General features: G+C 65.3%; 27 protein-coding genes, 2 tRNA genes and 1 pseudogene. 18 read left to right on the top strand and 12 right to left on the bottom strand.

Translation table 11 applies throughout. From position 1 onward, the window contains the following. Nucleotides 1-263 precede the first annotated feature (263 nt). Together CFOUR_RS09135 and CFOUR_RS09130 are read left to right on the top strand one after the other, a co-directional pair. On the top strand, nucleotides 264-992 hold the full coding sequence (locus CFOUR_RS09135) for an ABC transporter ATP-binding protein (protein WP_085958337.1): 729 nt from the start codon (nucleotides 264-266) through the stop codon (nucleotides 990-992). Continuing rightward, on the top strand, nucleotides 992-3,526 hold the full coding sequence (locus CFOUR_RS09130) for an ABC transporter permease (RefSeq protein ID WP_085956774.1): 2,535 nt from the start codon (nucleotides 992-994) through the stop codon (nucleotides 3,524-3,526). The genes CFOUR_RS09135 and CFOUR_RS09130 overlap by 1 nt, the downstream gene beginning before the upstream one ends. A gap of 7 nt (nucleotides 3,527-3,533) precedes the next feature. On the opposite strand, the gene CFOUR_RS09125 is transcribed toward CFOUR_RS09130, so the two are convergent. Genes CFOUR_RS09125 through CFOUR_RS09105 form a run of 5 tightly spaced genes read right to left on the bottom strand, consistent with a single transcriptional unit; the run spans nucleotide 3,534 to nucleotide 6,389 of the window. Further along, nucleotides 3,534-3,899 (bottom strand): CrcB family protein, encoded by a 366-nt coding sequence (locus tag CFOUR_RS09125; protein ID WP_085956773.1) that lies wholly within the window; start codon nucleotides 3,897-3,899, stop codon nucleotides 3,534-3,536. Continuing rightward, nucleotides 3,892-4,242, bottom strand: a complete 351-nt coding sequence (locus tag CFOUR_RS09120) for a CrcB family protein (RefSeq protein WP_085956772.1) — start codon at nucleotides 4,240-4,242, stop codon at nucleotides 3,892-3,894. The genes CFOUR_RS09125 and CFOUR_RS09120 overlap by 8 nt, the downstream gene beginning before the upstream one ends. An 18-nt stretch (nucleotides 4,243-4,260) precedes the next feature. Further along, nucleotides 4,261-4,629: a FluC/FEX family fluoride channel gene (locus CFOUR_RS09115; protein WP_085956771.1), complete on the bottom strand. Its 369-nt coding sequence runs from the start codon at nucleotides 4,627-4,629 to the stop codon at nucleotides 4,261-4,263. Beyond that, nucleotides 4,622-4,960 carry a CrcB family protein gene (locus tag CFOUR_RS09110; RefSeq protein WP_230471740.1) on the bottom strand — a complete coding sequence of 113 codons (339 nt, stop codon included), beginning with the start codon at nucleotides 4,958-4,960 and terminating at the stop codon, nucleotides 4,622-4,624. The genes CFOUR_RS09115 and CFOUR_RS09110 overlap by 8 nt, the downstream gene beginning before the upstream one ends. Nucleotides 4,961-4,970: 10 nt before the next feature. Continuing rightward, complete coding sequence (locus CFOUR_RS09105; RefSeq protein WP_085956769.1) at nucleotides 4,971-6,389, bottom strand: alanine/glycine:cation symporter family protein; 1,419 nt, start codon at nucleotides 6,387-6,389, stop codon at nucleotides 4,971-4,973. A gap of 109 nt (nucleotides 6,390-6,498) precedes the next feature. Between CFOUR_RS09105 and pgm the strand changes: the two genes are divergently transcribed. The 5 genes from pgm (at nucleotide 6,499) to CFOUR_RS09080 (ending at nucleotide 9,701) form a co-directional block, all read left to right on the top strand. Continuing rightward, entirely contained in the window at nucleotides 6,499-8,124 is a 1,626-nt protein-coding gene (gene pgm / locus CFOUR_RS09100) for a phosphoglucomutase (alpha-D-glucose-1,6-bisphosphate-dependent) (protein ID WP_085956768.1), read from the top strand. A gap of 18 nt (nucleotides 8,125-8,142) precedes the next feature. Then, complete coding sequence (locus tag CFOUR_RS09095) at nucleotides 8,143-8,625, top strand: MauE/DoxX family redox-associated membrane protein (RefSeq protein ID WP_230471739.1); 483 nt, start codon at nucleotides 8,143-8,145, stop codon at nucleotides 8,623-8,625. Nucleotides 8,626-8,683: 58 nt separating this feature from the next. Continuing rightward, the gene (locus CFOUR_RS09090; RefSeq protein ID WP_085956767.1) at nucleotides 8,684-9,418 is read left to right on the top strand and encodes a thioredoxin domain-containing protein; all 735 of its coding nucleotides are present in this window, start codon (nucleotides 8,684-8,686) and stop codon (nucleotides 9,416-9,418) included. A gap of 117 nt (nucleotides 9,419-9,535) precedes the next feature. Next, a tRNA-Ala gene (locus CFOUR_RS09085) sits at nucleotides 9,536-9,608 on the top strand. Nucleotides 9,609-9,628: 20 nt separating this feature from the next. Continuing rightward, a tRNA-Ala gene (locus CFOUR_RS09080) sits at nucleotides 9,629-9,701 on the top strand. Nucleotides 9,702-9,801: 100 nt separating this feature from the next. Here CFOUR_RS09080 and CFOUR_RS09075 read toward each other — a convergent pair. Together CFOUR_RS09075 and CFOUR_RS09070 are read right to left on the bottom strand one after the other, a co-directional pair. Then, a complete protein-coding gene (locus CFOUR_RS09075) occupies nucleotides 9,802-10,329 on the bottom strand; it encodes a GNAT family N-acetyltransferase (protein ID WP_230471738.1) in 528 nt (175 codons plus the stop codon). Between the two features lie 6 nt (nucleotides 10,330-10,335). Beyond that, nucleotides 10,336-10,881: a GNAT family N-acetyltransferase gene (locus CFOUR_RS09070; RefSeq protein ID WP_230471737.1), complete on the bottom strand. Its 546-nt coding sequence runs from the start codon at nucleotides 10,879-10,881 to the stop codon at nucleotides 10,336-10,338. A gap of 134 nt (nucleotides 10,882-11,015) precedes the next feature. Here CFOUR_RS09070 and CFOUR_RS09065 point away from each other — a divergent pair, with 134 nt between their 5' ends. Continuing rightward, a complete protein-coding gene (locus CFOUR_RS09065; protein WP_085958335.1) occupies nucleotides 11,016-11,537 on the top strand; it encodes a TetR/AcrR family transcriptional regulator in 522 nt (173 codons plus the stop codon). 155 nt (nucleotides 11,538-11,692) lie between these two features. On the opposite strand, the gene CFOUR_RS09060 is transcribed toward CFOUR_RS09065, so the two are convergent. Then, nucleotides 11,693-12,406, bottom strand: a complete 714-nt coding sequence (locus CFOUR_RS09060) for a hypothetical protein (protein ID WP_085956766.1) — start codon at nucleotides 12,404-12,406, stop codon at nucleotides 11,693-11,695. A gap of 49 nt (nucleotides 12,407-12,455) precedes the next feature. On the opposite strand from CFOUR_RS09060, the gene CFOUR_RS09055 reads away from it, so the two are divergent. Together CFOUR_RS09055 and CFOUR_RS09050 are read left to right on the top strand one after the other, a co-directional pair. Beyond that, the gene (locus CFOUR_RS09055) at nucleotides 12,456-12,899 is read left to right on the top strand and encodes a methylated-DNA--[protein]-cysteine S-methyltransferase (protein WP_085956765.1); all 444 of its coding nucleotides are present in this window, start codon (nucleotides 12,456-12,458) and stop codon (nucleotides 12,897-12,899) included. Then, the gene (locus CFOUR_RS09050; RefSeq protein WP_290179233.1) at nucleotides 12,892-13,653 is read left to right on the top strand and encodes a fructosamine kinase family protein; all 762 of its coding nucleotides are present in this window, start codon (nucleotides 12,892-12,894) and stop codon (nucleotides 13,651-13,653) included. Before CFOUR_RS09055 ends, CFOUR_RS09050 begins: the two co-directional genes overlap by 8 nt. Here the strand turns inward: CFOUR_RS09050 and nadE are convergent. Further along, complete coding sequence (gene nadE / locus CFOUR_RS09045; RefSeq protein WP_101706344.1) at nucleotides 13,650-14,474, bottom strand: NAD(+) synthase; 825 nt, start codon at nucleotides 14,472-14,474, stop codon at nucleotides 13,650-13,652. The two genes, CFOUR_RS09050 and nadE, sit on opposite strands and share 4 nt — an antisense overlap. A 114-nt stretch (nucleotides 14,475-14,588) precedes the next feature. Here nadE and ykgO point away from each other — a divergent pair, with 114 nt between their 5' ends. The 4 genes and pseudogenes from ykgO (at nucleotide 14,589) to nrdE (ending at nucleotide 18,127) form a co-directional block, all read left to right on the top strand. Further along, complete coding sequence (ykgO, locus tag CFOUR_RS09040) at nucleotides 14,589-14,711, top strand: type B 50S ribosomal protein L36 (RefSeq protein ID WP_038612879.1); 123 nt, start codon at nucleotides 14,589-14,591, stop codon at nucleotides 14,709-14,711. A 307-nt stretch (nucleotides 14,712-15,018) separates the two neighbouring features. Beyond that, nucleotides 15,019-15,249, top strand: a complete 231-nt coding sequence (nrdH, locus tag CFOUR_RS09035) for a glutaredoxin-like protein NrdH (protein ID WP_085956763.1) — start codon at nucleotides 15,019-15,021, stop codon at nucleotides 15,247-15,249. A gap of 180 nt (nucleotides 15,250-15,429) precedes the next feature. Next, a pseudogene (gene nrdI / locus CFOUR_RS09030) lies at nucleotides 15,430-15,858 on the top strand (class Ib ribonucleoside-diphosphate reductase assembly flavoprotein NrdI); the annotation flags it as partial. 103 nt (nucleotides 15,859-15,961) lie between these two features. Continuing rightward, entirely contained in the window at nucleotides 15,962-18,127 is a 2,166-nt protein-coding gene (nrdE, locus tag CFOUR_RS09025; RefSeq protein WP_085956761.1) for a class 1b ribonucleoside-diphosphate reductase subunit alpha, read from the top strand. Nucleotides 18,128-18,207: 80 nt separating this feature from the next. Here nrdE and CFOUR_RS09020 read toward each other — a convergent pair whose 3' ends face one another. Further along, on the bottom strand, nucleotides 18,208-18,924 hold the full coding sequence (locus CFOUR_RS09020; RefSeq protein WP_085956760.1) for a FadR/GntR family transcriptional regulator: 717 nt from the start codon (nucleotides 18,922-18,924) through the stop codon (nucleotides 18,208-18,210). A 168-nt stretch (nucleotides 18,925-19,092) separates the two neighbouring features. Between CFOUR_RS09020 and nrdF the strand changes: the two genes are divergently transcribed. From nrdF to CFOUR_RS09005, 3 genes are all read left to right on the top strand, one after another. Next, a complete protein-coding gene (nrdF, locus tag CFOUR_RS09015; RefSeq protein ID WP_085958334.1) occupies nucleotides 19,093-20,082 on the top strand; it encodes a class 1b ribonucleoside-diphosphate reductase subunit beta in 990 nt (329 codons plus the stop codon). Nucleotides 20,083-20,356: 274 nt separating this feature from the next. Continuing rightward, nucleotides 20,357-22,060 carry an aa3-type cytochrome oxidase subunit I gene (gene ctaD / locus CFOUR_RS09010; RefSeq protein WP_085956759.1) on the top strand — a complete coding sequence of 568 codons (1,704 nt, stop codon included), beginning with the start codon at nucleotides 20,357-20,359 and terminating at the stop codon, nucleotides 22,058-22,060. A 77-nt stretch (nucleotides 22,061-22,137) separates the two neighbouring features. Then, nucleotides 22,138-22,857, top strand: coding sequence for a peptidyl-tRNA hydrolase (locus CFOUR_RS09005; protein ID WP_085956758.1), 720 nt, complete (start codon nucleotides 22,138-22,140; stop codon nucleotides 22,855-22,857). Here the strand turns inward: CFOUR_RS09005 and CFOUR_RS09000 are convergent. After that, complete coding sequence (locus CFOUR_RS09000; protein ID WP_179154769.1) at nucleotides 22,847-24,811, bottom strand: ATP-dependent DNA helicase; 1,965 nt, start codon at nucleotides 24,809-24,811, stop codon at nucleotides 22,847-22,849. The genes CFOUR_RS09005 and CFOUR_RS09000 overlap by 11 nt on opposite strands. 12 nt (nucleotides 24,812-24,823) lie before the next feature. Further along, a complete protein-coding gene (locus CFOUR_RS08995) occupies nucleotides 24,824-26,170 on the bottom strand; it encodes a nicotinate phosphoribosyltransferase (RefSeq protein WP_085956756.1) in 1,347 nt (448 codons plus the stop codon). A gap of 91 nt (nucleotides 26,171-26,261) precedes the next feature. Between CFOUR_RS08995 and clpS the strand changes: the two genes are divergently transcribed. Next, nucleotides 26,262-26,561 carry an ATP-dependent Clp protease adapter ClpS gene (gene clpS, locus CFOUR_RS08990; protein WP_085958333.1) on the top strand — a complete coding sequence of 100 codons (300 nt, stop codon included), beginning with the start codon at nucleotides 26,262-26,264 and terminating at the stop codon, nucleotides 26,559-26,561. Nucleotides 26,562-26,571 lie beyond the last annotated feature (10 nt).

Here is a 26,571-nt window from a genome sequence, read left to right as displayed (position 1 = left end):
TGCGCAAACCCCACCGAACACCACCCCGACCACCAGGCCACCAAGCAGACCCGTGCCCACCAGCCCCACACACCGTCCCGGTCCCCACCACCGTCCCGCCCCAGATACAAGAGGGATCCGGCCCGAAGGACCACCGTCGCCGCCAAAGAATGCCCCTCCACCTCGCTGATTCCTCCCGGGCGGCCAGCGACTATGCCACAGATGAGGCGCTGTCTCTGGTGCGTATAGTCCCAGGAAGGAAGCATCGCAGAGAAAGGGCGCTGATGGTTGAGGCGGCGGCGCGGGCGGTAGGCCTGGTCAAGAAGTATGGGCGCGGGGACACGGAGGTGGTCGCGCTCGATGGCGTCGATGTGGAGTTCGCTCGTAATGAGTTCACGGCCATTATGGGCCCGTCGGGCTCGGGAAAGTCCACGCTCATGCACGTGATGGCGGGGCTGGATTCCGCGACGTCTGGGTCGGCGTTGATCGGTGATACCGACTTGTCGCGGCTGAACGACAAAGAGTTGACGGCGCTGCGCAGGGACCGCTTGGGGTTCATTTTCCAGTCGTTTAACTTGGTGCCCACGCTCACCGCCGCGGAAAATATCACGTTGCCCACGGATATCGCGGGCCGGAAGGTGGATCAGGCGTGGTTTGAGCAGGTCACTGATCGTCTGGGGTTGTCGCAGCGGTTGGGGCACCGGCCGGCGGAGCTCTCCGGAGGTCAGCAGCAGCGTGTGGCGTGCGCCCGCGCACTGGTGTCGCGCCCGGAGCTCATCTTCGGCGATGAGCCGACGGGCAACCTGGATTCGAATGCGTCGCGCGAGGTGCTGGACATCCTTCGCACTGCGGTCGACGCGGACGGGCAGACGGTGGTCATTGTCACCCACGATGCGCGCGCCGCGGCGTATGCGGACCGGGTGATTTTCCTCCGAGACGGCAACATTGTCGACGAGATGCGCAACCCGGACATGGATGCCATCCTCCGCGTCATGGCCGGCATGGAGGACTGATGGCCAACACGCTGACGAAGGTCTCGCTGCGCAACGTCGCGGCGCACAAGCTTCGCCTCGCGCTGACTGTGTTGGCGGTGGTGTTGGGCACGGCGTTCCTCTCGGGTGCGCTGATGCTTACCAACATGCTCTCGTCCACGTTCGATTCGGCGGTGGACACCGCGTTCGAGGACGTTGATGCGGTGGTGCGTCCGGGCGAGGGCAGCGGCTCTATCGACATGGACACGTTCAACGCCGTGAAGGCGGATGCGGATGTCGAGCGGGTGAATGTGTTCGCGGATGAGCCGGTGGTCGTCGCTAGGCAAGACGAAGTTGCGATTCAGACGCAGCTCGGCACCTCGCGCTTGATGCCGTACTACGGCGCAGATGAGGCGGTGGGGCGTGCGCCTGTGCTTGTCGACGGCTCCGCTCCCACCGCCCCCGGAACCGTCGCCGTCAACGCGAACGGCGCGCAGCACTACGGCATCGAGATGGGCGAGCGGCTCATCGTGGTGGACAAGGACGGCCGCAACGAGTTCACAGTCAGCGGGCTCTACGACGACCCGATGGCGCAGGAGACCTCGCTGGTGCTGCGGATCGGGGAGGACGGTTTCCGTGACGCGTACACGAACGGGAAGTCTGTGCCGGGGATGACGGTGCAGGGCTCGCCGGAGGTCGTCGAGAGGCTGCAGGCGAACTTCCCGGGGGTGGAGGTCCGGGAGGGCGCGGAGGTCGCGAGTGAGATCTCTGCGCAGATCCGCGATGGATTGAGCTTTGTCAGCTACTTCTTGGTCGCGTTCGGCCTGGTGGGGCTGCTGGTGGGGACGTTCCTCATCGCGAACACGTTCTCCATGATTGTGGCGCAGCGCACCCGTGAGTTCGCGCTGCTGCGCGCGCTCGGCGCATCTCGGGGCCAGATCACACGCTCGGTGGCGTTCGAATCCGTGCTGGTGGGTCTGGCCGGTTCCGCACTCGGTGTGGTCGGAGGCGCGGGGCTGGTGGCGCTGATCCGGGTGGTCATGGGCGCGAACGGGATGCCCTTGCCGGATGCGGGGACCGGCCTGTCTGCGCAGGCGGTCATCGTTCCGGTTGTGGTGGGCACGCTGGTGACGGTGCTGTCCGCGCTCGCGCCGGCGCGGCGGGCCGGGCAGGTGCGTCCAGTGGAGGCCATGCGCTCCAGCGAGGCCGCCGCGCCGCAGCCGTTGCGGTTGCGCACGGTGGCCGGCCTGATTCTGGTGGCGGCCGGTGTTGTCGCCGCGGCCTACGCGATGGGGTGGGGCGACGGAGCGACCGGCCGGCGAGCTGGCCTGGTGGGCGTTGCCGCACTGGCCGCGATCACCGGCCTGTTTCTGGCCGGGCCCGCGCTGAGCCTGCCTGTCGTGCCGCCTTTGGGCAGGATCATCGGCGCGCCGTTCGGGGCGGTGGGCAAGCTCGCGTCCACGAACACGCGACGGAATCCGCGGCGCACCGCCACCACGGCGTTCGCGCTCATGCTCGGCATCGCGCTGGTGACGGTCATCGGCATGTTGGGCGCCTCGATGAAGCAGTCGGTCGACGACGTGGCCACCAGCGAGGTCAGCGCCGATTTCGTGCTCTCCGGACCGCAGAACGGAGTCTTCCCCCTGCCGGACGATTTGCCGGAGAGGTTGGCCGAGGTCGACGGCGTCGGCGAGACGGTCAGCTTTACTCAGGCTCCGATCTCCGTCGACGGGCAGTTTGGCTACCAGCTCGGCTCCCTCGGCATGACCGACGTGCTGCAGGGCGACCCTGCACAACTGATCAACCTCCACATGGTAGAGGGCAGCTCCAGCCTGGACGGCAACACGGTCATCGCGCCGTTGCACGTCGCCGAGGAGCATGGCTGGCACGTCGGCGACACCCTGGCCGTGGCCGGGCCGAACGGCCAAGTGATAGACGCCACCTTGAGCGGGGTGTTCGAGGGGTCGAATATTTTGCAGTCCTTCGTTGTGTCCGACGAAGCTGCCGCTGCCACCGGCGCGCGCGGTGCGGGGCGCACCCTCATGATCGGCGTGAACAACGCCGGCGACGTGGACGACGCACAGTTGCGCGCGAACCTGGAAGAGGCGGTGCGCCACGACATTGTGGTGCAGGTGCGTTCCACGCAGGACATGAGCGGGGAGGTCTCCGCCATGATCGACCAGATGCTGTTTATCCTCTACGCGCTGCTTTCGCTGGCCGTGGTGATCGCCGCGTTGGGCATCGTGAACACGCTGACCCTCTCGGTGATCGAGCGTCGCCAGGAGATCGGCATGCTGCGCGCCGTGGGCACGCAGCGCCGGCAGGTCCGCACCATGATCACGCTCGAGTCGGTGCAGATGACTGTCTACGGCGCGGTGCTCGGCGTACTGCTCGGCTTGGGGCTCGGGTGGGCGTTCCTCACCGTCCTCGAGGCGAAGGGCTTGACGGCGGTCATCGTTCCGTGGGAGCTTGTCGGCGCTGTGTTAGCCGGGTCCTTCCTGCTGGGGCTGCTCGCAGCGGTGTGGCCGGCAAGCAGGGCGGCGAAGACCCCGCCTTTGGACGCCATCGCCGAGTAGGCGCCGCTTATTGGAAGCCGACGCTGGCCCAATGCACGCCCACGGCTGCCGCGCCCACGGCGGCCAGGGCAGTGCCCAAGCCGTACTTTATGGCGAGGGGGAACTCGGCGGCTTTGACCATCTCGCCGAGCTGGCGCGCCAGAAGGGACAGGGTGGACAGCGCACCGGCGAAGCCGACTCCGACGGCGGTGCGCCACATCCCCGGTGCAGCGACCGAGAAGCCGATGACGGCGGAGGCGGCGATGTTGGCGGCGAAGGTGGCCGCCAAGGGGTGGTGGATCTCGCGCATGAGCAGCCAGCGGGTAAAACCGCCGACCACACCGCCGGCGAAGACCGCGGCTGCGCCTTCGAGTGTGGGAAGCAGGTTAAGCATGCTGGCGCTCCCGGGTCGCGTCGCCGGCGAGCCACGCTAGTGTGGCGGTGACCAGGCTGAGCACGATGATGAACACCGCCCACAGCGGGGAGTTGGTGGTGGCGGCAAGCGCGACGGCGGATAAGGTGCTGAACCCGCCGAGGAAACCGACGCCCCAGAATGCGCCGGGGCGCCACAGCCCCATGGCGTAGCTGGCAATCAGGTTCACCGCGAACGTGACGGTCAGGGCCAGCGCTTCCGGGGTGGAGGGGTTGACCCAAATGAGCACGATGTAGCGGGCGAGTGCTCCGAGCCCTGCACCGAGCCCTACAAAAAGGCCGGTTTCCAGGTCGTCGAAGTGCATATTCACCCAGTGTAGCCCCTAGCCGCCGAAGGCTCGAAGGCCCCAGTGCATGCCGAACCAGGCGCTTAAGACACCCAGGACCGCGACGCGCACCGCGTAGCGCTGGGCTTGACGCTTTCGGCCGGCGGTAAGCAGGTCGCCGAGTTCTCGGGCGAAGGTGGACCAGGTGGACAATGCTCCGGCGAAACCCGCCCCGAGCGCGAGCTGCCAGGCTGCGGGGGCGGTGACTGCGAAGCCGGCGATGGCGCAGGCGACCACGTTGGCGGCGGCCGTGGCGGCGCGAGGATGGTCGATCAGCCGGGTCAGCCCGAAACGAGCCATGCCGCCCAACGCGGCGCCGGCGAAGACTACCGCCAGGGTGAGGGCTAATCCGTACCAGCTAGCCATAGCGCCGCTCCCGGAGGGTGTGGCCGAGAAGGTAGGAAGCTATAGACGTCGCAAAGCTGAGCACGACGACGGCGAGCGCGACCAGCGCGCTGGAGCGCATCGCCGTCACCGAGATTGCGGAGTAGGTGGTAAAACCGCCCAGGAACCCGGTGCCCCACAGCGGGCCCGGCTTGTACAGGCCCATGGCGAAGCAGCCGAGGATGTTTACGGCGAAGGTCAGCGCGAGCGCCGTGGTGGTGCCGGGCACGGCCGCGAGCAGCACGCACTGCCTGAGTACGGCCCCAAGGCCCGCCCCGAGGCCGACGAGCAGCGCAGTCCGGAAAGTGTCCACCATCGCGAGCTTAGTGCCAGTCCAGCTTCTGCTGTTCGACGAAGTCGGCGACCTCTTCCGGCGACTTTTTCAAGTGCGGGTCCCAGGCGAGGTACTCGCGGGTCTCGCGCACCACGATGCCGGACAAAAGCAGCAGGCCGATCAGATTCGGGATGGCCATCAACCCGTTGGACAGGTCGGAGAACGTCCACGCCAGCTCCAGCGACGCCACCGCGCCGACGAAGGACAAGGCGGTGAAGAACATGCGGTAGGGGATGGACGCCCAGTCGCCGAACAGCGCCACGATGGCGCGCTCGCCGTAGTAGGACCAGCCCAAGATGGTGGAAAACGCGAAGAAGATCAGCGCGACGGAGACGATCAGGCTGCCCCACTCGCCGGGCAGGGCCGTCTCGAAGGCGGTCGCGGTCATGATCGCGGCCTGGTCGCGGCCCATGTCCCAGGTGCCGGCGGTGACGATGACCAGGCCGGTGATGGTGGCAACGAGGATGGTGTCGATGAACGTCTGCGTCATGGACACCAGCGCCTGGCGCGCCGGGTGCTGCGTCTTCGCGGCCGCGGCGGCGATCGCGGCGGAGCCCATGCCGGACTCGTTGGAGAAGATGCCGCGGGCCACACCGAACTGGATGGCCAGCATGATGCCGGAACCGACGAAACCGCCGGTGGCCGCGGTGCCGGTGAACGCGTCGGCGAAGATGGTGGTGATGGCCGCCGGTACCCGGTCCGCCATGAGCGCCAGCGCGGTGATGCCGCCGCCGACGTAGATGACGATCATCAGCGGCACGAACGCCGCGGTGATTTTGCCGATGCCCTCGATGCCGCCGAGCACGGCCGCGCCGACGGCGAAGAAGATGACCACGCCGGCGACGTTGGCGCTGATGCCGAAGGCGTCGTGCATGCCCGCAGCGATGGAGTTGCCCTGGGCGAGATTGCCGATGCCGAAGGAGGCGAAGATGGTGAACAGGGTAAACGCCGCGGCGAGGAATTTGCCGAAGCGGCCGCCGACACCGGTTCTTAAGTACTCGTGCGGCCCGCCCTGCTGCTTGCCCTTCTTGTCGGTGGTGCGGAAGCGCACGCCCAGGTAGGCCTCGGAGTACTTCGAGGCCATGCCGACGATGCCGGTGAGCCAGATCCAAAACAGCGCGCCGGGCCCGCCGATGGAGATCGCGGTGGCCACGCCGACAATGTTGCCGGTGCCCACCGTGGCGGCCAGGGCGGTGGTCAGGGCCTGGTAGTTGGAGATGTCGCCGGCGCCTTCTTCGGCCTTGTCCACGAACGCGTGGCGGGTGGCGCGGCCGAGGGTGCGGAACTGGATGCCGCGCAGGCGGATGGTCAAAAACAGGCCGGTGCCCAGCAGGAGGGGGATGAGCAAGAACGGTCCCCAGACGAAGGTGGAAATAGCACTGAGGATGTCGTTCAAGTTGTCAGCCATGAGCAGTAGTAAAACATACAGTGCGGTGAATAATATATAGGTGGCAGGAAATACATTCACGGGCGATGATGGTGGGAAGGACTCTGCCTGAGACACAAGGAGCATTCCCATGGCACACCAACGCGCCGGACAGCCCGCCCGCGACGAAGACCTCATCGACATCGCCGAGGTGGTCACCGCCTACTACACCCGTGACATCGACCCGGAAAACCCGGACCAGCAGGTCGCCTTCGGCACCTCCGGCCACCGCGGTTCATCCCTGGACAACGCGTTCAACGAGGCGCACATCCTGGCCACCACGCAGGCGATCGTGGACTACCGCCGCGGCGAGGGCATCGACGGGCCGGTCTACATCGGCCGCGACACCCACGCCCTGTCCGAGCCGGCGATGGTCTCCGCGCTCGAGGTGCTCATCGCCAATGGGGTGCCGGTGCTTGTCGACGCTAAAGGGCGCTACACGCCCACCCCGGCCGTCTCCCACGCCATCCTGACCCACACCGGCGGCAAGGCCGACGGCATTGTGGTGACCCCGTCGCACAACCCGCCGCGCGACGGCGGTTTCAAATACAACCCGCCCACCGGCGGCCCGGCGCCAGCAGAAGCCACCGACTGGATTGCCAAGCGCGCCAACGAGTACATCGCAGCAGGCCTCGACGGTTTGAAGCGCACCTCCGTCAGCGGCGTGCTGGACGAGCGCGCCGGGAAGTTCGACTACCTCGACCACTACGTTTCCGACCTGGGCAACGTGGTGGACATGGACGCGATCAAGGCATCTGGCCTGCACATCGGCGCTGACCCGATGGGTGGGGCGTCCGTGGACTACTGGGGCGCGATCGGCGAGCGCTACGGGCTGAACCTCGAGGTGGTCAACCCGCACGTGGACGCAACCTGGCGGTTTATGACGCTGGACACCGACGGCAAGATCCGCATGGACTGCTCCAGCCCGAACTCCATGGCCTCGCTGGTGCGCAACCGAGACAAGTTCGACCTGGCCACCGGCAACGACGCGGACGCGGACCGCCACGGCATCGTCACCCCCGACGCGGGCCTGATGAACCCGAACCACTACCTGGCCGTGGCCATCGAGTATCTGTTTAGCCACCGCGACGGCTGGGCGGATGGCACCGCGGTGGGCAAGACCCTGGTGTCGTCTTCCATGATCGACCGCGTCGTCGCGTCGCTCGGCCGCGAGCTGGTGGAAGTGCCTGTCGGCTTCAAGTGGTTCGTGCCGGGGCTTATCGACGGCACGATCGGCTTCGGTGGCGAAGAGTCCGCCGGCGCGTCGTTTTTGCGCAAGGACGGCACCGTCTGGTCCACCGACAAAGACGGGCTGATCATGGACCTGCTCGCAGCGGAAATCACCGCCGTGACGGGCAAGACGCCGTCCGCGCGTTACGCGGAGCTTGAGACCGAGTACGGTGCCCCCGCCTACGCGCGTATCGACGCCCCGGCCGGCCGCGAGGAAAAGGCCAAGCTGAAGGCGCTGTCTGCGGACCAGGTTGGGGCGGATGCGTTGGCGGGCGAAGCTATCGTCGCAAAGCTGACTGAAGCTCCCGGCAACGGTGCCGCCATCGGCGGGTTGAAGGTGACCACCGACAACGCGTGGTTCGCCGCGCGGCCCTCCGGCACCGAGGACAAGTACAAGATCTACGCCGAATCCTTCAAGGGCGACGCGCACTTGAAGCAGGTGCAAGAGGAAGCGCAGGCGCTCGTTTCTGAAGTTTTGGGCAGCTAGTGGAGTAACGTACGACCTGTGAGCACAACGACAACCCCCGCGCCCGAGCGCAACACGAAAGAACTGGTGCTGGACGTCCTGTCCGCACTCGCGCGCTTCTTCATGGCGTACGTGTGGCTGGACGCCGGCATCGCGAAACTCGGCGTCCCCCTCGACGTGACCAAGACCATCGAGGCCTACGAGATTTTCACCCCCGACTGGTCCTACCTGCTGGCGCACATCATCGGCCCGCTCGAAGTGGCCGGCGGCCTGCTGCTGCTTCTAGGCATCAAGCTGCGCTGGTCCGGCAAGGTGTCAATCATCGTGCTGACGCTGTTCATCATCGGCATGCTGTCCGCCTGGCAGCGCGGGCTGGTCATCGACTGCGGCTGCTTCGACCCTTCCCAGGCAGGCGAAGGCGAGAGCAACCTGCTTGTCACCGTGGCGCGAGACCTGGGCTACATCGCCATCACCGGGTTTATGATGTGGCGCCCGTTTAAGAAGTTCGCTATCTACCCCTAAACTTGAGCGGGTAGACAGTACCCGTCATGCCATCCGGCACGCACAACAGGAGAGAACTGTGACCACACGCAAAGTGGAAAACCCGAACAAGAAGGGCAACACCGCCTTCATCTGGGCGGTCCTCGCCGTCCTGGCTATTGCCCTCGTGGTGATCGGCCTCATCGTCTTCAACGGCCGCGAAAACCGCAGCGCCGCAATCCAAGAAGAGATGATCGACGTCGAGGGCATCAACGTTGCCTGGGACGGGGAGGAGAACACCATCCACCTCACCGGCGACAACGCCGACGCGAAGACCGCCGAGCTGTTTGAAGACTTCTCCTGCACCCACTGTGCGGACCTGCACATCGCCACCGACGAGGCAATGCTGGAGAAGCTCAAGGCTGGCGAGATCAACGTCGACCTGCGCCCGATGACCGCCCTGGATCAAGGCCAGGAGGGTCACTCCACCAAGGCGCTCGCTGCCGAGCTGGCGCTGATCGCCAACGGCGACCTGGCGCAGGCGTTCACCGTCCGCGACTACCTGTTCCAGAACCAGCAGTCCGCGTACAACAAGTACGACAACGACGGCTTCGCCGACCTGGCCAAGGACTACGAGGCCTCCGACGCTGCCATCCAGGACATCCGCGACGGCAAGTACATCGAGACCGCCAAGCGCATGGGCTCCGAGAACATGAAGTACCAGGAGGACGAGACCGGCGATGCATGGACCCCGCGCGTCCTGGTCGACGGCAAGGACATCGAGGACATCGAGGGCAAGCGTGACAACTGGCCGGAGACCCTGGCCGGCATGTAAGCCTTTCGGCTAGCGTTTTCACCGCCTCACTCCGGCCCCGGGGTGGGGCGGTTTCTCTTTCCCGCTGGGGATTTGGAGGCCCGCGTGCCCGGCTGTATATTTACGTGAGTTATCCAAGGGGCTATGGCGCAGTTGGTAGCGCACCACACTGGCAGTGTGGGGGTCACGGGTTCGAATCCCGTTAGCTCCACTCCACAACTACATATTCATGGGGCTATGGCGCAGTTGGTAGCGCACCACACTGGCAGTGTGGGGGTCACGGGTTCGAATCCCGTTAGCTCCACGTAAGACGAGAAAATCGAAACTGCCCCGCCTGATGGCGGGGCAGTTTTGTTTCTGCGGTGACGTGGGCCGTACAGGGAGCATGAAAGTCAGACTCCCGATCATTGGCGGATGTGCTCGGAGGCAAGTCGCGCGAAGATGAGGGTGTCGGTCCATTCGCCCTTGCTGAACCAGTCCTGGACGTGATGCGCTTCGAGCCGGAGCCCGACACGACGAGCCAGTGCTGCCGAGGCGTTGTTTCGGGCATCCATCTGCGCGGTGACGCGGTGGAGCCGGTAGTGGTCAAACCCGAGGGCGAGTACTGCTCGGACGGCTTCGCTGGCGAAACCTTGCCCATCGTGCGCCGGGTCGAGAACCCACCCAATCTCGCCTTGACGGTGCTCGTGATCGGTGAGCCAGAGGGCGACGTCTCCGATCGGGACGCCGTCATGCTCGATGACCAGCGCAAGCGCACCAGTCTCGCCATCGATGTCAGTCTTCGCTAGGCGTTCGGTGAGCTTGTCGTGGGTGACTTCCGCGGTCCATGGCTCGTCCAACAGGTAGCGGGCAAAGTCGGGTTGCGAGTACAGCTCGTGAAGCCATTCGGCATCGTCGGCGTTATGCGGACGGAGATGGAGTCGCTCCGTCACCAACGGTCACTGGGCGGTGGGTACGAGATAGCGCCGGTAATGGAACAACTCCTCCTGCTGTCCTGCGGGCGTGGTCCCGACAGCTCGCTCGACCTCACGGAACCCTGCGTTGGTCAAGCACCGCTGGGAGGCCTTGTTCTCCAGGAGCGTGCGTGCTGTCAAGGTTCGCAGTCCACTGTTGCATGCGAAGCGTGATGCCAACTCCAGGCCCCGACGAGCGTGCCCTGCTCCCCGCGCATCCGGATGAATCCAGAACCCGACCTCGGCAGCCTCGGAGCTGACGTCGAAGAGCACCAAGGAGCCCACAAACCGGTCCGTCTCGGCATCGACAAGTGCGAGGACTGCCAGCGTGCCGGATGACAGACCCTTAGCAACCTCGTCACGGATCATCCGTCGCACGGACTCTGGGGTGTATTCGGACTCGGGTAGGTGGCCGAAGCGCCGCACAGCTTCATCCTTGGTGCCGGCTGCATACGCGTCTGCATCCAGCTCAGAGAGGGGCCGTAGGCGAGTGTTCTCAAAGGTGATCGGGAGGGTGGTGGCATCCAGCATGTGCTAAACCTAACATAGAATGGATAGCTAACTGAAGCGTGTTTGGTTAGGTTGGTGGGGTGAGCTACTGGGAACACCGCAAACCTGTACGACGCCTCCGCGCAGTGGACATCGGGGAGGTTGCGAGGGCATCGGTGAAGCTGCTGGACGAAGGCGGGTTGAGGGCCCTCACCCTGCGATCTGTGGCGCAACAGGTGGGTGTCGCTCCAGCCAGCCTGTACTCCCGCGTCGAATCCGTCGACGATCTGTTTGACCTCGCCCTCGACACAGCGCTTGCAGACGATCCCGTGATGTCCGAGTCGATCCGCAGCGCCGACCTGCCTGACCTGATGCACGCCTTCTTCGCGCACCTCACGACCCACCGGTGGGCCGGTCAGGTCATCGGTATGCGCGCTCCCAGGGGCCCGGCGTACCTGGCCCTTTCCGAGCGGATGTGCGTCCTGCTCGAACAAGCGGGTACCCCGGATCCGCTGGGAACTGCCTACCGTTTGTCCAACCTGGTGATTGGTGCCTCGCTGACCGCACCCATGGCATCTGACGAGAAGCGCGTCGCCATTGACCCTGACCAAGCTCCTACCTATGCGCGGCTCCACGCGACGCACCACATAAGCCCACGCGAGATTCTCTCCGACGGCATCACGGCACTCCTGTCGTGAGGGGGCCTTTTGATTCGGGGCTGCCCTGCGTTGCTGATGGCCACGGGCTGGTCTCCGTGAGAGTGCGCCGCTTCGCAATGCGCCGATAGTCGGACGGGCTGATCCCGACGATGCCCGGCTGTTCGGCCGGGCAGTTTTTGCGTTGCGGGGCGGCGCTACTGAGCGGCCTGGCGCATGCCTTCGAAGTATGCGTTGCCGTCAGCGCCGGTGTAGCAGGCGTGTGAATCAACGGGCCACACGTCGCGCGCTTGCTCGCACGTGAACAGGCTCCCGTAGGGGCCGAGGGTGGCCCACTCCATGGCCGGCGGGCCGGATTGCGCCGGAGCGGGCTGCGCCGGTGCCTGCTGCTGGGGCGCGGGTTCGGGTGCTTGCTGTTGTTGGTTCGCGGCCTCGCGTTCGGCTGCTTCGCGCTCCGCTGCCTCGCGCTCCGCTGCCTCGCGTTCGGCTGCCTTTCGCTCGGCCGCTTCTCGTTCTGCTGCTTCACGTTCCGCTGCCTTTCGCTCGGCAGCCTCACGTTCGGCCGCTTTGCGCTCGGCTTCCGCGGATTTCGACGCTGCTGCGGCGGAGGAGGACGCGGCCGCCGCGGAGGACGACGAGGCGGCGGCCTCCTTTTCCTCGGCTTCCTTGTCTAAACGCTTGAGGGCGGCGTCGAGCTCCTCGCGGTTGATGATGCCGTCGCCGTCGGCGTCGTCGGACGCATCGAGCTTGTGGCTGAGCTGGCGCATGTCGGATTCGCACCCGTCGTCGCCGTCGCACACTGCGGAGGCGATAGCGGGGCTGGTGCCAGCGATGATGTCGGATGAGTTGCCGCAGGAGGCCAAGGTAAGAGCCGCGGCGCAGGCGAGGACGGTGGTGAGTTTCCGGTGCATGGCTAGGAGTGTAGCGCGATCTCATCGGCCGGGAGCTACGCTGAACTGCATGTTTGCGTCACCGATCGGGCTGTTGCGCTTCGTCGCCAGTGAGCGCGGCCTCACCCGCGTGTGCTTCGAGGGGGAGCAGCTGCCTATCGACGAACCTTCGGACCACCCCGTAGCCACCCAAGAGCTTACCGAGTACTTCGCCCGCACACGCCGGGAGTTCACCGTGCCGCTCGACCTGCAGAACGTGACTGAGTTTCGGGCTGCGGTGCTGCGGGAGCTGGCGAAAGTCCCGTACGGGGAGACCACGTCCTACGCGGAACTCGCCCGCGCGGTGGGCAACCCCAAGGCGGTGCGCGCGGTGGGCAGCGCGTGCGCCACCAACCCGCTGCCGTTGTTCATCCCGTGCCACCGGGTGCTGCGCAGCGACGGCCAACTTGGCGGTTACCGTGGCGGGACAGAGGCAAAACGTTTCTTGCTGCGATTGGAGGGCATCGATGTCTGACACGTTTGTGAAGCACGGCAGCGCGCCGGGGGCCGCAGCCGCGGAGGCGGCGTATCTGCGCTGGCTGCGCGAGGGCTCCACCGCGGTGGTGGAGGTGCTGGAGCTGGATGAGGACGCGAACACGCTGACCATTGAGAAAGTGGATCCCGTTCGCCCGACCGTGGACGCCGCCCGTCAGGCCGGCCGTGAGCTGGCCGCCATCCACGCCATGGGGGCGGTTGCGTTCGGGGCGCCCGCGGACGGGTGGGACGGCCCCAACTTCATCGGCACCCGCCAGCAGGCGTGCGAGCCAACCGGGCGCTGGGCCAAGTTCTACGTGGAGCAGCGAGTGCTGCCTTTTGCGGAGAAAGCGCTTCGGGCAGGGAATGTAGGGGGCGGCGGGATGGACGTCGTCAAGCAAGCATGCGATGCGCTGCTCGAAGAAGACGCCGACGCCCCGCTCGCCCGCATTCACGGTGACCTGTGGGCGGGCAACCTGCTGTTCGGCGCGGACGGGCCGCGGTTTATCGACCCGGCCGCGCACGGCGGGCACCCGCTGACCGATATCGCCATGCTGGAGCTGTTCGGCGCGCCTCACTTCAGCGCGATCGTGGACGGGTATGTGGATGCCGGGGGAGTGTTGGGCAGCGACTGGCAGCGACGCATCGCGGTGCACCAGTTGCACCCGCTGGCGGTGCACGCGTGGACGCACGGCCCGTCCTACGGCTCGGCGCTCGTGCGTGCGGCGGAGGAGACCCTGCGCGTGGTGGGCTAGCGCCACCAGGTGTCGTTCGGACCCGGCGGCAGGTGGCGCTTGTGCTGGCCGATACGCCACAGGTGCTCGAGGCGCTCGGCGGCCTCGGCGGGAACCTGCTTGCCCTCCAGGTAGTCGTCGATGTGGGCGTAGGTGATGCCGAGCGCCTCTTCGTCGGGAAGCGCGGGGCGGTCTTCTTCCAGGTCCGCGGTCGGGACCTTCTCCCACAGGCGGGGTTCGGCGTCGAGGTGGGCCAAAAGCGCCGCGCCCTGGCGCTTGTTCAACCCGGCCAGCGGGATAAGGTCTGCGGCGCCGTCGCCGTGTTTGGTGAAAAACCCGGTGACGTTCTCCGCCGCATGGTCCGAGCCCACCACCAGCAGGCCGCGCTCGCCGGCGATGGCGTACTGGGCGATCATGCGCATGCGCGCCTTGACGTTGCCCTTGTTGAAGTCGCCGAGGCTGTCCGCTCCCAGCGCGCCCGCCACAGCACCCGCCATCGCAGTGGTGGCTGGCTCGATGTCCACTGTGACCGTCTCGTCGGGCTGGATGAACTTGAGCGCCAGCTGCGCGTCGTCCTCGTCGGCCTGCACGCCGTGCGGCAGTCGCACCGCAACGAAGGTCGCTTCCGCACCGTCCGCCCGGCGCTTCTCCACCGCCAGCTGCGCCAGACGCCCGGCGAGCGTGGAGTCCTGCCCGCCGGAAATGCCGAGTACGTACCCCTTCGCGCCGGTGGCGTCCAGGTAGTCCACCAGGAACTGCACGCGCCGGGTGATCTCGGTGGCAGGGTCGATGGTCGGTGCCACGCCGAGGGTGGCGATGATCTCTGACTGCATGGCGCTCATGGTAGGAGGTTTTGATTCAGCGCGTCCGGTGTGTAACATTTACCCCCGTGTTGCGACTCGGCAGCTCGCCGATGGTCGCTAATTGCAGGTAATCCGAGCAGAAAGGAGCGCCCGATGAAGGTCCGCAAGTCGCTTCGGTCGCTGAAGAACAAGCCGGGCGCCCAGGTTGTGCGCCGCAACGGCAAGGTTTACGTGATCAACAAGAAGGATCCCCGTTTCAAGGCTCGTCAGGGCTAAGCGCGAATCCTGCCCCGTCACCCGAGTGGTGGCGGGGCTTTTTGCTTTGCGACGAACCTCCGGCGAAAAACTTTTTTCGCAAAATTACACGCTTGGCAGCACGGGTGCGTTCATCTTTTAACTACATGTGGGTGATTTCCTGACCCTATCCTGGGAATACCACCCGTGTAACTACTACATGTAGTAGCAGTTGCCGAACTTTCCCCCAAGGTATAGTGTCTCTTGGTGTTGCCCCGGGGGAGCCCGGGAAGAACGAAAAAGCCCGTTGAATCCCTGTCTAAGACCCGCAGAGAAAGAGCCTGGAACTATGTCGATCACCGTTTACAGCAAGCCGGCCTGCATGCAGTGCAAGGCCACCGAGAAGGCCCTGACCAAGGCTGGCCTCGAGTTCACCACGGTCGACATCTCCATGGACGAGGAGGCCCGCGACTACGTGATGGCCCTCGGCTACGTCCAGGCTCCGGTCGTCGAGGCGAACGGCGAGCACTGGTCCGGCTTCCGCCCGGACCGTATCAAGGGCCTCGTCGCTGCGGCGTAACTTCCCGGCCCCCGCCTCCCGCGTGCCCACTCACCCCCGCGGATCCAGCTAGTACGACCCAGCTAACGGCCCAAAATAAGGCGAATAGCTGGATCCTGGTAGCTGGATTTGGTTCTGGCGGGCGGGATGGACCGCGGGGGCTACACAACAGAAAACTCAGCACGAAGAAAGGCGGCGGCCATGCTGGTGGTCTACTTCTCTTCCGCGACGGAAAACACGAAGCGGTTTGTAGAGAAGCTCGGCCTCCCGTCCCAGCGCATCCCCTTGCGCAGGGCCGACCCGGAACTGATTGTCGACGAGCCTTATGTGCTCATCTGCCCCACATACGGCGGGGGAGCGAGCGTGAGCGGCGCCAACTCGCGGCCCGTGCCGGGCCAGGTCATCCGTTTCCTCAACAACGAGGGCAACCGGAGCCTGATCCGGGGTGTGATCGCCGCCGGAAACTCCAACTTCGGCGCCGATTATTGCCTTGCCGGGAAGGTTATCGCCGACAAGTGTAAGGTCCCGTATTTGTACCGGTTCGAGCTCATGGGCTTGGCCGAGGATGTCGCGCACGTGCGTGGCCAACTCATCCAGCATGCTGGAAGGTTGGGGCTGCGTGGGGGACCGGAGGTCGTCGATAGGCGAGAAGCTCCGGACGAATCCGAGCGGCTGGCAAGATTGCGCGCAAAGTACGCCGGTAAATATTCAAGAACAAAATGAAGGACGCGATGTGACTACCCAGACTGTCGGTAAGAATGTCCCGGAGCCGGTCAACGAGCACGACCAGCTGGATTACCACGCGCTCAACGCGCTGCTGAACCTGTACGACGAAAGCGGCCGGATCCAGTTTGACAAGGACCGCGAGGCCGCGAACCAGTTCTTCCTCCAGCACGTCAACCAGAACACGGTCTACTTCCACGACCTGGAAGAGAAGATCGACTACCTGGTCAGCAACAAGTACTACGAGCCGGAGACCATTGAAAAGTACGACTGGTCCTTTATTAAGGACACGTTCAAGCGCGCGTACTCCTACAAGTTCCGCTTCAAGTCCTTCCTCGGCGCGTACAAGTACTACACCTCCTACACGCTGAAGACGTTCGACGGGCGCCGCTACCTCGAGCGCTTCGAAGACCGCGTGTCCATGACCGCACTGTTCCTCGCCGACGGCAACGAGGAGCTCGCCTTCGCACTTGTCGACGAGATCATGACCGGCCGTTTCCAGCCGGCCACCCCGACCTTCCTCAACGCCGGCAAGGCACAGCGCGGCGAGCTCGTCTCGTGCTTCCTGCTGCGCATCGAAGACAACATGGAGTCCATCGGCCGCGCGATCAACTCCTCGCTGCAGCTGTCCAAGCGCGGCGGCGGCGTGGCGCTGTTGCTGAGCAACATCCGCGAAGCTGGCGCGCCGATTAAGCACATCGAAAACCAGTCGTCCGGCGTCATCCCCGTGATGAAGCTTTTGGAGGACTCCTTCTCCTACGCCAACCAGCTCGGTGCGCGCCAGGGCGCAGGTGCGGTCTACCTCAACGCCCACCACCCGGACATCATGCGCTTTTTGGACACCAAGCGCGAAAACGCCGACGAGAAGGTGCGCATCAAGACCCTCTCGCTCGGCGTGGTCATCCCGGACATCACCTTCGAGCTGGCCAAGCGCAACGACGACATGTACCTGTTCTCCCCGTACGACGTGGAGCGCGTCTACGGCGTGCCGTTCGCGGACATCTCCGTGACCGAGAAGTACGAGGAGATGGTGGAGGACCCGCGCATCCGCAAGTCCAAGATCAACGCGCGCTCCTTCTTCCAGACGCTCGCGGAAATCCAGTTCGAGTCCGGCTACCCGTACATCATGTTCGAGGACACCGCGAACCGTGCGAACCCGGTGAAGACCGGCCGGATCAACATGTCCAACCTGTGCTCCGAGATCCTGCAGGTCAACTCGCCGTCCGTGCTGAACGACGACCTGACCTACGCGGAGACCGGCCACGACATCTCCTGCAACCTGGGCTCGCTCAACATCGCGATGGCGATGGACTCGGACAACTTTGCCAAGACTGTGGAATCCGCCATCCGCGCGCTGACCGCAGTGGCGGACAAGACCTCCATCGAGTCCGTGCCGCCGGTGCGCGACGGCAACAACGCCTCCCACGCCATCGGCCTGGGCCAGATGAACCTGCACGGCTACCTCGGCCGCGAGCACATCGAGTACGGCTCGGAGGAAGGCCTGGACTTCACCAACGCCTACTTCGCAGCCGTGATGTACCAGTGCATCCGCGCCTCCCACAAGATCGCGGTGGAAAAAGGCCAGGCCTTCGCGGACTTTGCCAAGTCCGAGTACGCCACCGGCGAGTTCTTCGACCGCTACGACCCGGCGGACTTCGAGCCGAAGACCGACAGGGTCAAGGAACTGTTTGCCAAGTCCGACATCGCCGTGCCGACGGCGCAGGAGTGGGCGCAGCTCAAGGAGGACGTCGCGCGCGACGGCATCTACAACCGCTACCTGCAGGCCGTGCCGCCGACCGGCTCGATCTCCTACATCAACAACTCCACGTCCTCGATCCACCCGATCGCCTCCAAGATCGAGATCCGCAAGGAAGGCAAGATCGGCCGCGTCTACTACCCGGCGCCGCACATGGACAACGAGAACCTCGACTACTTCAAGGACGCGTACGAGATCGGCTACGAAAAGATCATCGACACGTACGCCGAAGCCACGAAGTACGTGGACCAGGGCTTGTCGTTGACCCTGTTCTTCAAGGACACGGTGACTACGCGCGACATCAACCGCGCGCAGATTTACGCGTGGCGCAAGGGCATTAAGACCTTGTACTACATCCGTCTGCGCCAGATGGCGCTGGAAGGCACCGAGGTCGACGGCTGCGTCTCCTGCATGCTCTAAACCAGCGCCGAGCGCCGAGGGCGCTGCCCGGGCGCATATAGAAAGGGATCCGACCGCGGGGTCGGATCCCTTTCTTTTATTTACATCTCCATGAAGTCGTTGACTCCCCGGAGGAGTCGCCGGGAAGCATCTTCTGCCGCGTCTGCCTCGCCGTCCGCGATGGCTTGGGCCAGATCCAGGTGGATTTTCATGGTGTCCACGTGCGGGTCGTCCGGCATGATGCCGTAGATGGAGCGGCCGCTCATGATGTCCAGGATCGGCTGCGTCAGCGCGATGAACATCTCGTTGTCGGAGGCCTCGATCATCAGGGCGTGGAACTCCAGGTCCGCCTCCTGGAAGGCCTCGGAGTTGCCGGCGTCTTGCCCGGCTAGCTCCACAATGCGCTGGGCTAGTTCGGACAGGCGGCGCGATTGCTCGCGCGAGGCGTTCATGGCGGCGAGGCGGGCGGCGCCGGGCTCGATCGCGTCGCGAAGCTCACGCAACGACGCCAGCTGCGCGGGGCGTTGCTCCTCGCTGCGCAGGCGCCAGGAGATTACGGAGTGGTCGAAGACGTTCCACTCGCTTTGCGGCAGCACCTTCAGGCCAACGCGGCGCGAGGAGGACACCAGGCCGAGCTGCTCCAGCGCGCGCATCGCCTCGCGTGCGACGGTGCGGGAGATGCCGAACCTCTCGGAGAGATCGTGCAACGTAAACGTGTTGCCCTCCGCCTGCGCTCCGGAGACAATTTCCTCGCCGAGGGTGTCCAGGATGGAAGAAAGCAGGGGTTCAGAAGAAGACCTATGACCGCTCGCAGCCACGGCACAACCTCCTTATCTTGGGCGGCAGTTCTTGGTAGTACGAGTAGTTTATGCCATGGGCGTGCGGGGCCAGGAAATCGTGGGAGGGCAATCGTGGGAGGGCAATCGTGGGAGGGCACCGGCGGGCGCACGGCCCGCGAGTCTTGATACGGAAGTAGGATGGTCGCCATGACTGACGATTACGCGCGTTACCTTGCGTCCCACGAAAAGCCGGTGAAAGCTATCAACTGGAATAGCGTCCCGGATGACAAGGACCTTGAGGTGTGGGATCGCCTGACCGGCAACTTCTGGTTGCCGGAGAAGATCCCGGTGTCCAACGACATCCCGAGCTGGAACACTCTCACCGATGCTGAAAAGCAGGCCACCATGCGCGTGTTCACCGGTTTGACGCTGCTGGACACGATCCAGGGCACCGTTGGCGCGGTGTCGCTGCTGCCGGACGCGACCTCGCTGCACGAGGAGGCGGTGCTGACCAACATCGCGTTCATGGAGTCTGTGCACGCGAAGTCTTACTCCAACATCTTCATGACGTTGGCGGACACCCCCGCGATCAACGAGGCGTTCCGCTGGTCGGAGGAAAACGAGTACTTGCAGCGCAAGGCGAAGATCATTCTCAGCTACTACGAGGGCGACGACCCGCTCAAGCGCAAGATCGCCTCCGTGATGCTGGAGTCCTTCCTGTTCTACTCGGGCTTCTACCTGCCGCTGAACTGGTCGGTGCACTCGAAGCTGACCAACACGGCCGACATCATCCGCTTGATCATCCGCGACGAGGCGGTGCATGGCTACTACATCGGCTACAAGTACCAGGTGGCGCTGCGCGGCGAGAGCGAGGAGCGCAAGGAGGAGCTGAAGGACTACGCCTTCGAGCTGCTCTACGACCTGTACGAGAACGAAAACCAGTACACCGAGGACATCTACGATCCGCTCGGCTGGACCGAGGATGTCAAGCGTTTCCTGCGCTACAACGCCAACAAGGCGCTGAACAACCTCGGCTACGAGGGGCTGTTCCCGGTGGACGAGACGAAGGTCTCGCCTGCGATTTTGGCCTCCCTGTCGCCGAACGCCGACGAGAACCACGACTTCTTCTCCGGCTCCGGTTCCTCTTACGTCATCGGCCGCGCGGAAGACACGCAGGACGAGGACTGGGACTTCTAGGCATTTGCTTGCCGACGTCCCTCCGGTGGACACCATCCCCGGCCCGTGTGTTGCGGGCCGGGGATTTTTCGCGCCGCCACAGCTGCACACTCGCGTCACATTGGTGACAGGGTTGGGTGGGCCGCGCCGGCGGTGACCCCGCACGGGGGCAGCATTGCGGGAGGCTGGAAAAACGGTGTGTGGAACGTTATGCTGATCCGGTATCACTCGTGGCAACTGTGCCCAATCCAGCCTCTGCTGGGGAAGGTGCAGTTGCTGTAGTCAGGAGGATCAGATGACCGCTGTGGCACCGCGGCTGGACAATTACGTCCCGCCGACACGCCCCGAGCCCACGGGCAACGCCCGTAAGGGTTCGAAGATTTACAAGCAACTCACCACCACCGACCACAAAGAACTGGGCATCATGTACATCATCATGTCCTTCATCTGGTTCTTCGTGGCCGGTTTGATGGCACTGCTCATCCGCGCCGAGCTGTTCAGCCCGGGCCTGCAGTTCCTGTCCAACGAGCAGTTCAACCAGCTGTTCACCATGCACGGCACCGTGATGCTGCTGGCGTTCGGTACCCCGATCGTCTGGGGTTTCGCCAACTACGTGCTCCCGCTCCAGATCGGCGCTCCGGACGTGGCCTTCCCGCGTCTGAACGCGTTCGGCTTCTGGGTCACCACCGTCGGCGTGGTCGCCATGCTGCTCGGCTTTATCACCCCGGGTGGCGCGGCCGACTTCGGTTGGACCATGTACATGCCGCTGGCTGACGCGGTGCACACCCCGTCCGTCTCCGCCAACCTCTGGGTTGTCGGCGTGGGCGCTACCGGTGTGGGCACCATCGCTTCCGCAGTGAACATGCTCACCACCGTGCTGACGATGCGTGCGCCGGGCATGACCATGTTCCGTCTGCCGGTGTTCACGTGGACCATCTTCGTCACCTCCATCATCGCCCTGATGATCTTCCCGCTGCTGACCGCAGCGGCGATGGGTGTGCTCTACGACCGCCTGCTGGGCGGCCACATCTACGACACCGCCAACGGCGGCACCATCCTGTGGCAGCACCTGTTCTGGTTCTTCGGCCACCCCGAGGTGTACGTGCTGGCGCTGCCGTTCTTCGGTGTGATCTCCGAGATCGTCCCGGTGTTCTCCCGTAAGCCGATCTTCGGCTACATCGGCCTGGTGTTCGCAACCCTGGCTATTGCGGGCCTGTCCATGGCTGTGTGGGCTCACCACATGTTCGCCACCGGCGCGATCCTGCTGCCGTTCTTCTCCTTCATGACCTTCCTCATCGCGGTGCCGACCGGCGTGAAGTTCTTCAACTGGCTGGGCACCATGTGGAACGGCCACCTCACCTTCGAAACCCCGATGCTGTGGGCCACCGGCTTCCTGTTCACCTTCCTCTTCGGCGGCCTGACCGGCATCATGCTGGCCTCCCCGCCGCTGGACTTCCAGCTGCACGACTCCTACTTCGTGGTCGCTCACTTCCACTACACCCTGTTCGGTACGGTCGTGTTCGCCTCCACCGCTGGCGTGTACTACTGGTTCCCGAAGATGACAGGCCGCATGCTGGACGAGAAGCTGGGCAAGATCCACTTCTGGTTCACCGTGATCGGCTTCAACATGACCTTCCTGGTCCAGCACTGGCTGGGCAACATGGGCATGCCGCGCCGCTACGCCGACTACCTGGACACCGACGGCTTCACGCTGCTCAACCAGGTCTCCACGGTTGGTGCGTTCATCCTGGGCATCGGCTTCCTGCCGTTCATCTGGAACGTGTTCAAGTCCTGGCGCTACGGCGAGATCGTCACCGTCGACGATCCGTGGGGCTACGGCAACTCCCTGGAGTGGGCAACCTCCTGCCCGCCGCCGCGCCACAACTTCACCGCGCTGCCGCGTATCCGCTCTGAGCGTCCGGCGTTCGAGCTGCACTACCCGCACATGGTGGAGACCCTGCGCCGCGAGGCACACACCGGCCACCGCGACGCGAAGTAGTCGCTGGCGTTTCGCCTCCTGAGAACAAACCCCCGCTCCGGCGGGGGTTTCTTTTGTCGGGGAGTACCCTTGCCACAATGACCGACCAGTACTTCACCTCGGCCCACCAGCTGCTCCAGCAGCGCGTCTCGGGCGACTACAAGTCCCGCGCGGAGGATCCGGAGGACCCGTCGACAGTCCAGGCGATGCAGATAGCCATCAACCTGCCCAAACAGGATCCCCCGAGCCGCAACGCCGTGCTCAACGACGCCGCCCGCGCCGCCGTGGCGGTGTGCTTGGACCCGCGGGCGGGGCAGGAGGGCTTCTGGCGCGCGGGGTTGGACAACTGGTACTCGCACCGCATCCGCAAAGTGGCCCGCCGCGCCCGAAACAAGGCGTGGGAGGACGTGCAGGCGCTTCCCGGGGTGACCATCGGCAGTGTGCGGGCCTTTGTGCCCTCGGCGGTGGCGGATGTGCCGCACGAGATAGCCAAGCTGCAGATCAAGGGCACAGAGCTCGAGCCGGGTGAGGAGCTGCCGTTGGATGCGGCGGCGCCGCTGGTCGCCCTGGACGCCTCCCTGCAGATGTCCGCGGGCAAGGCCGCCGCCCAGGTCGGACATGCGTCCATGCTGCTCGCCGCCGCGCGCGATACCGCTTGGGTGCGGCAGTGGGCGGATGCCGGCTTCCCGCTCAACGTGCGCGAGCTGCCTCGTGAGCAGTTTGCCGAGATCGCGGCACGTCCCGGGGCCGTGCCGGTGCGCGACGCCGGTTTCACGGAGGTCGCGCCCGGCTCGATAACCGCGGTAGCTATCGCTTAGCGACGAGCCTCCGGAGCGCCCCGCGCACCACATCCGGATCCGTGGTGTCCCAAAACGCCGGCAGGCTCCGGCGGATGTAGGAGCCGTAGCGCTTGGTTACCAGCCGGTTGTCCAGGACGGCGACCACGCCGCGGTCGTTGACGGAGCGCAGCAGGCGACCGGCCCCTTGCGCCATGAGCAACGAGGCGTGGGTGGCGGAGACCTCCATGAAGCCGGAGCGGCCGGCGGCGTCCGCGGCGTTGGAGCGCGCCTGCAACAGCGGGTCGTCGGGGCGGGGAAACGGGATGCGGTCGATGATCACCAGCGAGCAGGCGCTGCCCGGCACGTCCACGCCCTGCCACAGCGTCAGCGTGCCAAACAGGCAGGAGTTCTCGTTTTTGGCGAACGTGTCCACGAGCGCGCCAGTGGAGTCTTCGCCCTGGAGCAGGATGTCGAAGGGCAGGCGCGCACGCATCGCTTCCGCGGCCTGCTCTGCGGCGCGGCGCGAAGAAAACAACCCGAGAGTGCGCCCGCCGGCGGCGGTGATCAGCTCCGCTATCTCGTCCAAGGTTTCCGAGGACAGCCCGTCGCGGCCCGGGTTGGGCAGGTGGCGCGCGGTGTAGAGGATGCCGGACTTGGCGGGGTCGAAGGGAGTGCCGGCGTCGAGGGCGTCCCAGCTGCCCTTGGGCAGGCCCCAGGAGGCCGCCATGGCGTCGAAGTTGCCGCCGACAGACAGTGTCGCGGAGGTGAGCACCACCGTCTGTTCGCCGAACAACCGCTCGTGCAGCAGTCCGGCGATGGAAAGCGGTGCGACAGATACGGAGTCGCCGGAGCGCTCCGAGCGGGTCAGCCACACCACGTCAGAGTGCTTGGCCGGGTCCGGCTCGTCGAAGACTTCCAGGATGCGCACCACAGCGTCGTGGAGGTCTTCTAAGTGGTTGCGCAGGTTCGTGCGCTCGGCGAACTTCTCCGGGTCATTCTCGGATTCGCCCGCAGGGGCGTCGGAGATGCCGGTGCGGGTCTTCCACAGTGCGTCGCGAAGCGCGGCGAAAGCGCCGCGGGCAGGATCGGAGATGACTTCCCAGCGCCCGGGGGCCTCGAGGTCGATCGCGGCGGTGAAGTCGTCGATGACGCCTTCCAGCGTCTCCCGCGAGGTGCCCAGCTTGCCAGCGCGGCGCGCGGCCATGGTCAGCGCGCGGGCGGAGATCTCGGAAGTGGCCACGGAGGTGATCCGCCCGTCGAGCTCGTGCGCCTCGTCGATGATCACGGCGTCGTGCTCTGGAAGCACCGCCACGTCCGCCAGCGCGTCGATGGCCAGCAGCGCATGGTTGGTCACCACGATGTCGACGTCCTTTGTGCGCTCGCGGGCGAGCTCGGCGAAGCACTCCTCGCCGTGCGGGCAGCGTGACGCCCCCAGGCACTCGTTCGAGGTCACGGACACCTGGCGCCAGGCCATGTCCGGCACGCCCGGCACGAGGTCGTCACGGTCGCCCGTCTCAGTGTCTTGCGCCCACTCGGCCACGCGCTTGACGTGCTTGCCCAACCAGGACAGGTCTTCTTCCTCGATGAGGGAGTCCGAAGGGGCGTCGTCAAGCGAGAGCTTGTGCAGGCAGACGTAATTGTTGCGGCCCTTCTGAATGGCGAAGGTGGGGCGCTGCGGCAGAAGCGGCTCGAGCGCATCCGCAAGACGCGGCAGATCCCTGTCCACGAGCTGGCGCTGCAGCGCAATCGTTGCCGTGGAGACGACCACGGTGGTCTCGTTCGCCTGCGCGTAGCGGATCGCCGGGACCAGGTAAGCGAGCGACTTACCGGTGCCGGTGCCTGCCTGGACTGCGAGGTGGCGCTGCGAATCCAGCGCCTTGGTTACAGCCTCTGCCATCTTCACCTGCCCCGCGCGGCGCGCGCCGCCGAGGGACTCGACGGCAGCGGCGAGCAGGTCGGTGGTGGACTGGCTCAACGGTTCGTCTTCAGCCACGAACTGCTCCACCTACTCGGTGGGTTCGGGGAAGCCGACGAACTTCGTCGGGATGGCCACTTCGCCGCGGGACAGGGCCAGGCCCTCCCACGGCAGGGTGCGGCGGGCAGCTGCGTGCAGCTCGCGGATGTCCTCGATAGTGGGCTGGCCGTCCACAAGCTCGCCGTCGCGGATCAGCGGCACCGTCATCTCGCGGTACTCCAGGTTCGTCTTGTGGGGCACCTCCATGCCCAGCGGGTGGATCACCTCGCCTACGGCAACACCGGAGGAGCGGTAGGCGCGCAGCGCAGACTTGCCGCCGCCGTAGGTGACCTTGCCGGAGGAGCGCTTTGCTACCGGGTGGCCCTCCACCTCCACCAGCTTGTACACCAGACCAGCGGTGGGAGCGCCGGAGCCGGTGACCACGGAGGTGCCCACACCGAAGCCGTCCACCGGGTCGCCGCGCAGACCCGCGATGGCGAACTCGTCCAGATCGGAGGAGACGATGATGCGGGTGTTAAACGCCCCGGCCTCGTCCAGCTGCTTGCGCACGCGGCGGGAGACGATGCCCAAATCGCCCGAGTCGATGCGTACCGCGCCCAACTCGGTGCCGGCGACCTCGAGGGCGTTTTCCACGCCCTTGGTGATGTCGAAGGTGTCCACCAGCAGCGTGGTGTCCACCCCGAGGGCGTCGATCTGGCCTTTGAATGCGGCCTTCTCGTCCGGCTTGCCGTCCGCGTCCACGTGCAGCAGCGTCCACGAGTGCGCGGAAGTTCCGGAGGCTGGGATGCCGTAGCGCAAAGAGGCCTCCATGTTGGAGGTCGCGTTGAACCCGGCGATGTAGGTGGCGCGCGCGGCGGAGACGGCGGCCTGCTCGTTGGTGCGGCGCGAACCCATTTCGATGATCGGCCGGCCGTCGGCGGCGGAGACCATGCGCGAGGCCGCCGAGGCGATGGCGGAGTCCGAGTTGAGGATGGACAGGATGACCGTCTCCAAGATCACGCACTCGGCGAACGTGCCGCGCACCGTCATGATCGGCGAGTACGGGAAGTACAGCTCACCCTCGCGGTAGCCGTCGACCTGCCCTGAGAACTTGTAGTTTTCCAGGTACTCGCGCGCCTCCGGCGAAAGGAAGTCCGCGGAATCCAGCTGGTCCTGGGTGAAGCGAAACTTGGTGATGGCGTCGAGCACCCGCTCGGTACCGGCGACCACGCCGTAGCGGCGCTCATTTGGCATGCGGCGGCCGAACACCTCGAAGATGCACTCGCGCTGCGCGGTGCCGTCCTTGATGGCGGCGTCGAGCATGGTCAGCTCGTACATGTCCGTGAAAAACGCGGTGGAACCCTGCGTACCGGTGGAGTGGGTGGGTGCTTCGTTCATGGTGAGACAGCGTACCCTCCTGGGACAAGAAGGTAAGGTGGTGCACATGTTTTCCTCAGCCGATTTTCCTGCGGTCGCTCGCGCTGGGCGCATGGGCTCGCCGCTGGCAACCCCAGAGTTGGACGAGGCCGTCGACGTCGAAGTGGCTACGAGCGAGAACCTGCCGTGGCTGTGCATCGTGTGGGACGACCCGGTGAATCTGATGAGCTACGTCACCTACGTGTTCCAGACCGTGTTGGGCTACGACCGCAAGCGTGCCACCGAGCTGATGATGCAGGTGCACACCGAGGGCAGGGCCGTAGTCTCCTCCGGCGAGAAGGACAAGGTGGAAACCGACGTGAAAAAGCTGCACACCGCCGGCCTGTGGGCCACGATGCAGCAGGCAGGGTAGGGGGCAAGCG

Origin of the sequence: Corynebacterium fournieri (genome assembly GCF_030408775.1) — a bacterium.
Taxonomy (GTDB): Bacteria; Actinomycetota; Actinomycetes; order Mycobacteriales; family Mycobacteriaceae; genus Corynebacterium; species Corynebacterium fournieri.
Note: the sequence above shows the minus strand (reverse complement) of the source record. Positions and strands in the feature narration are given on the sequence as shown.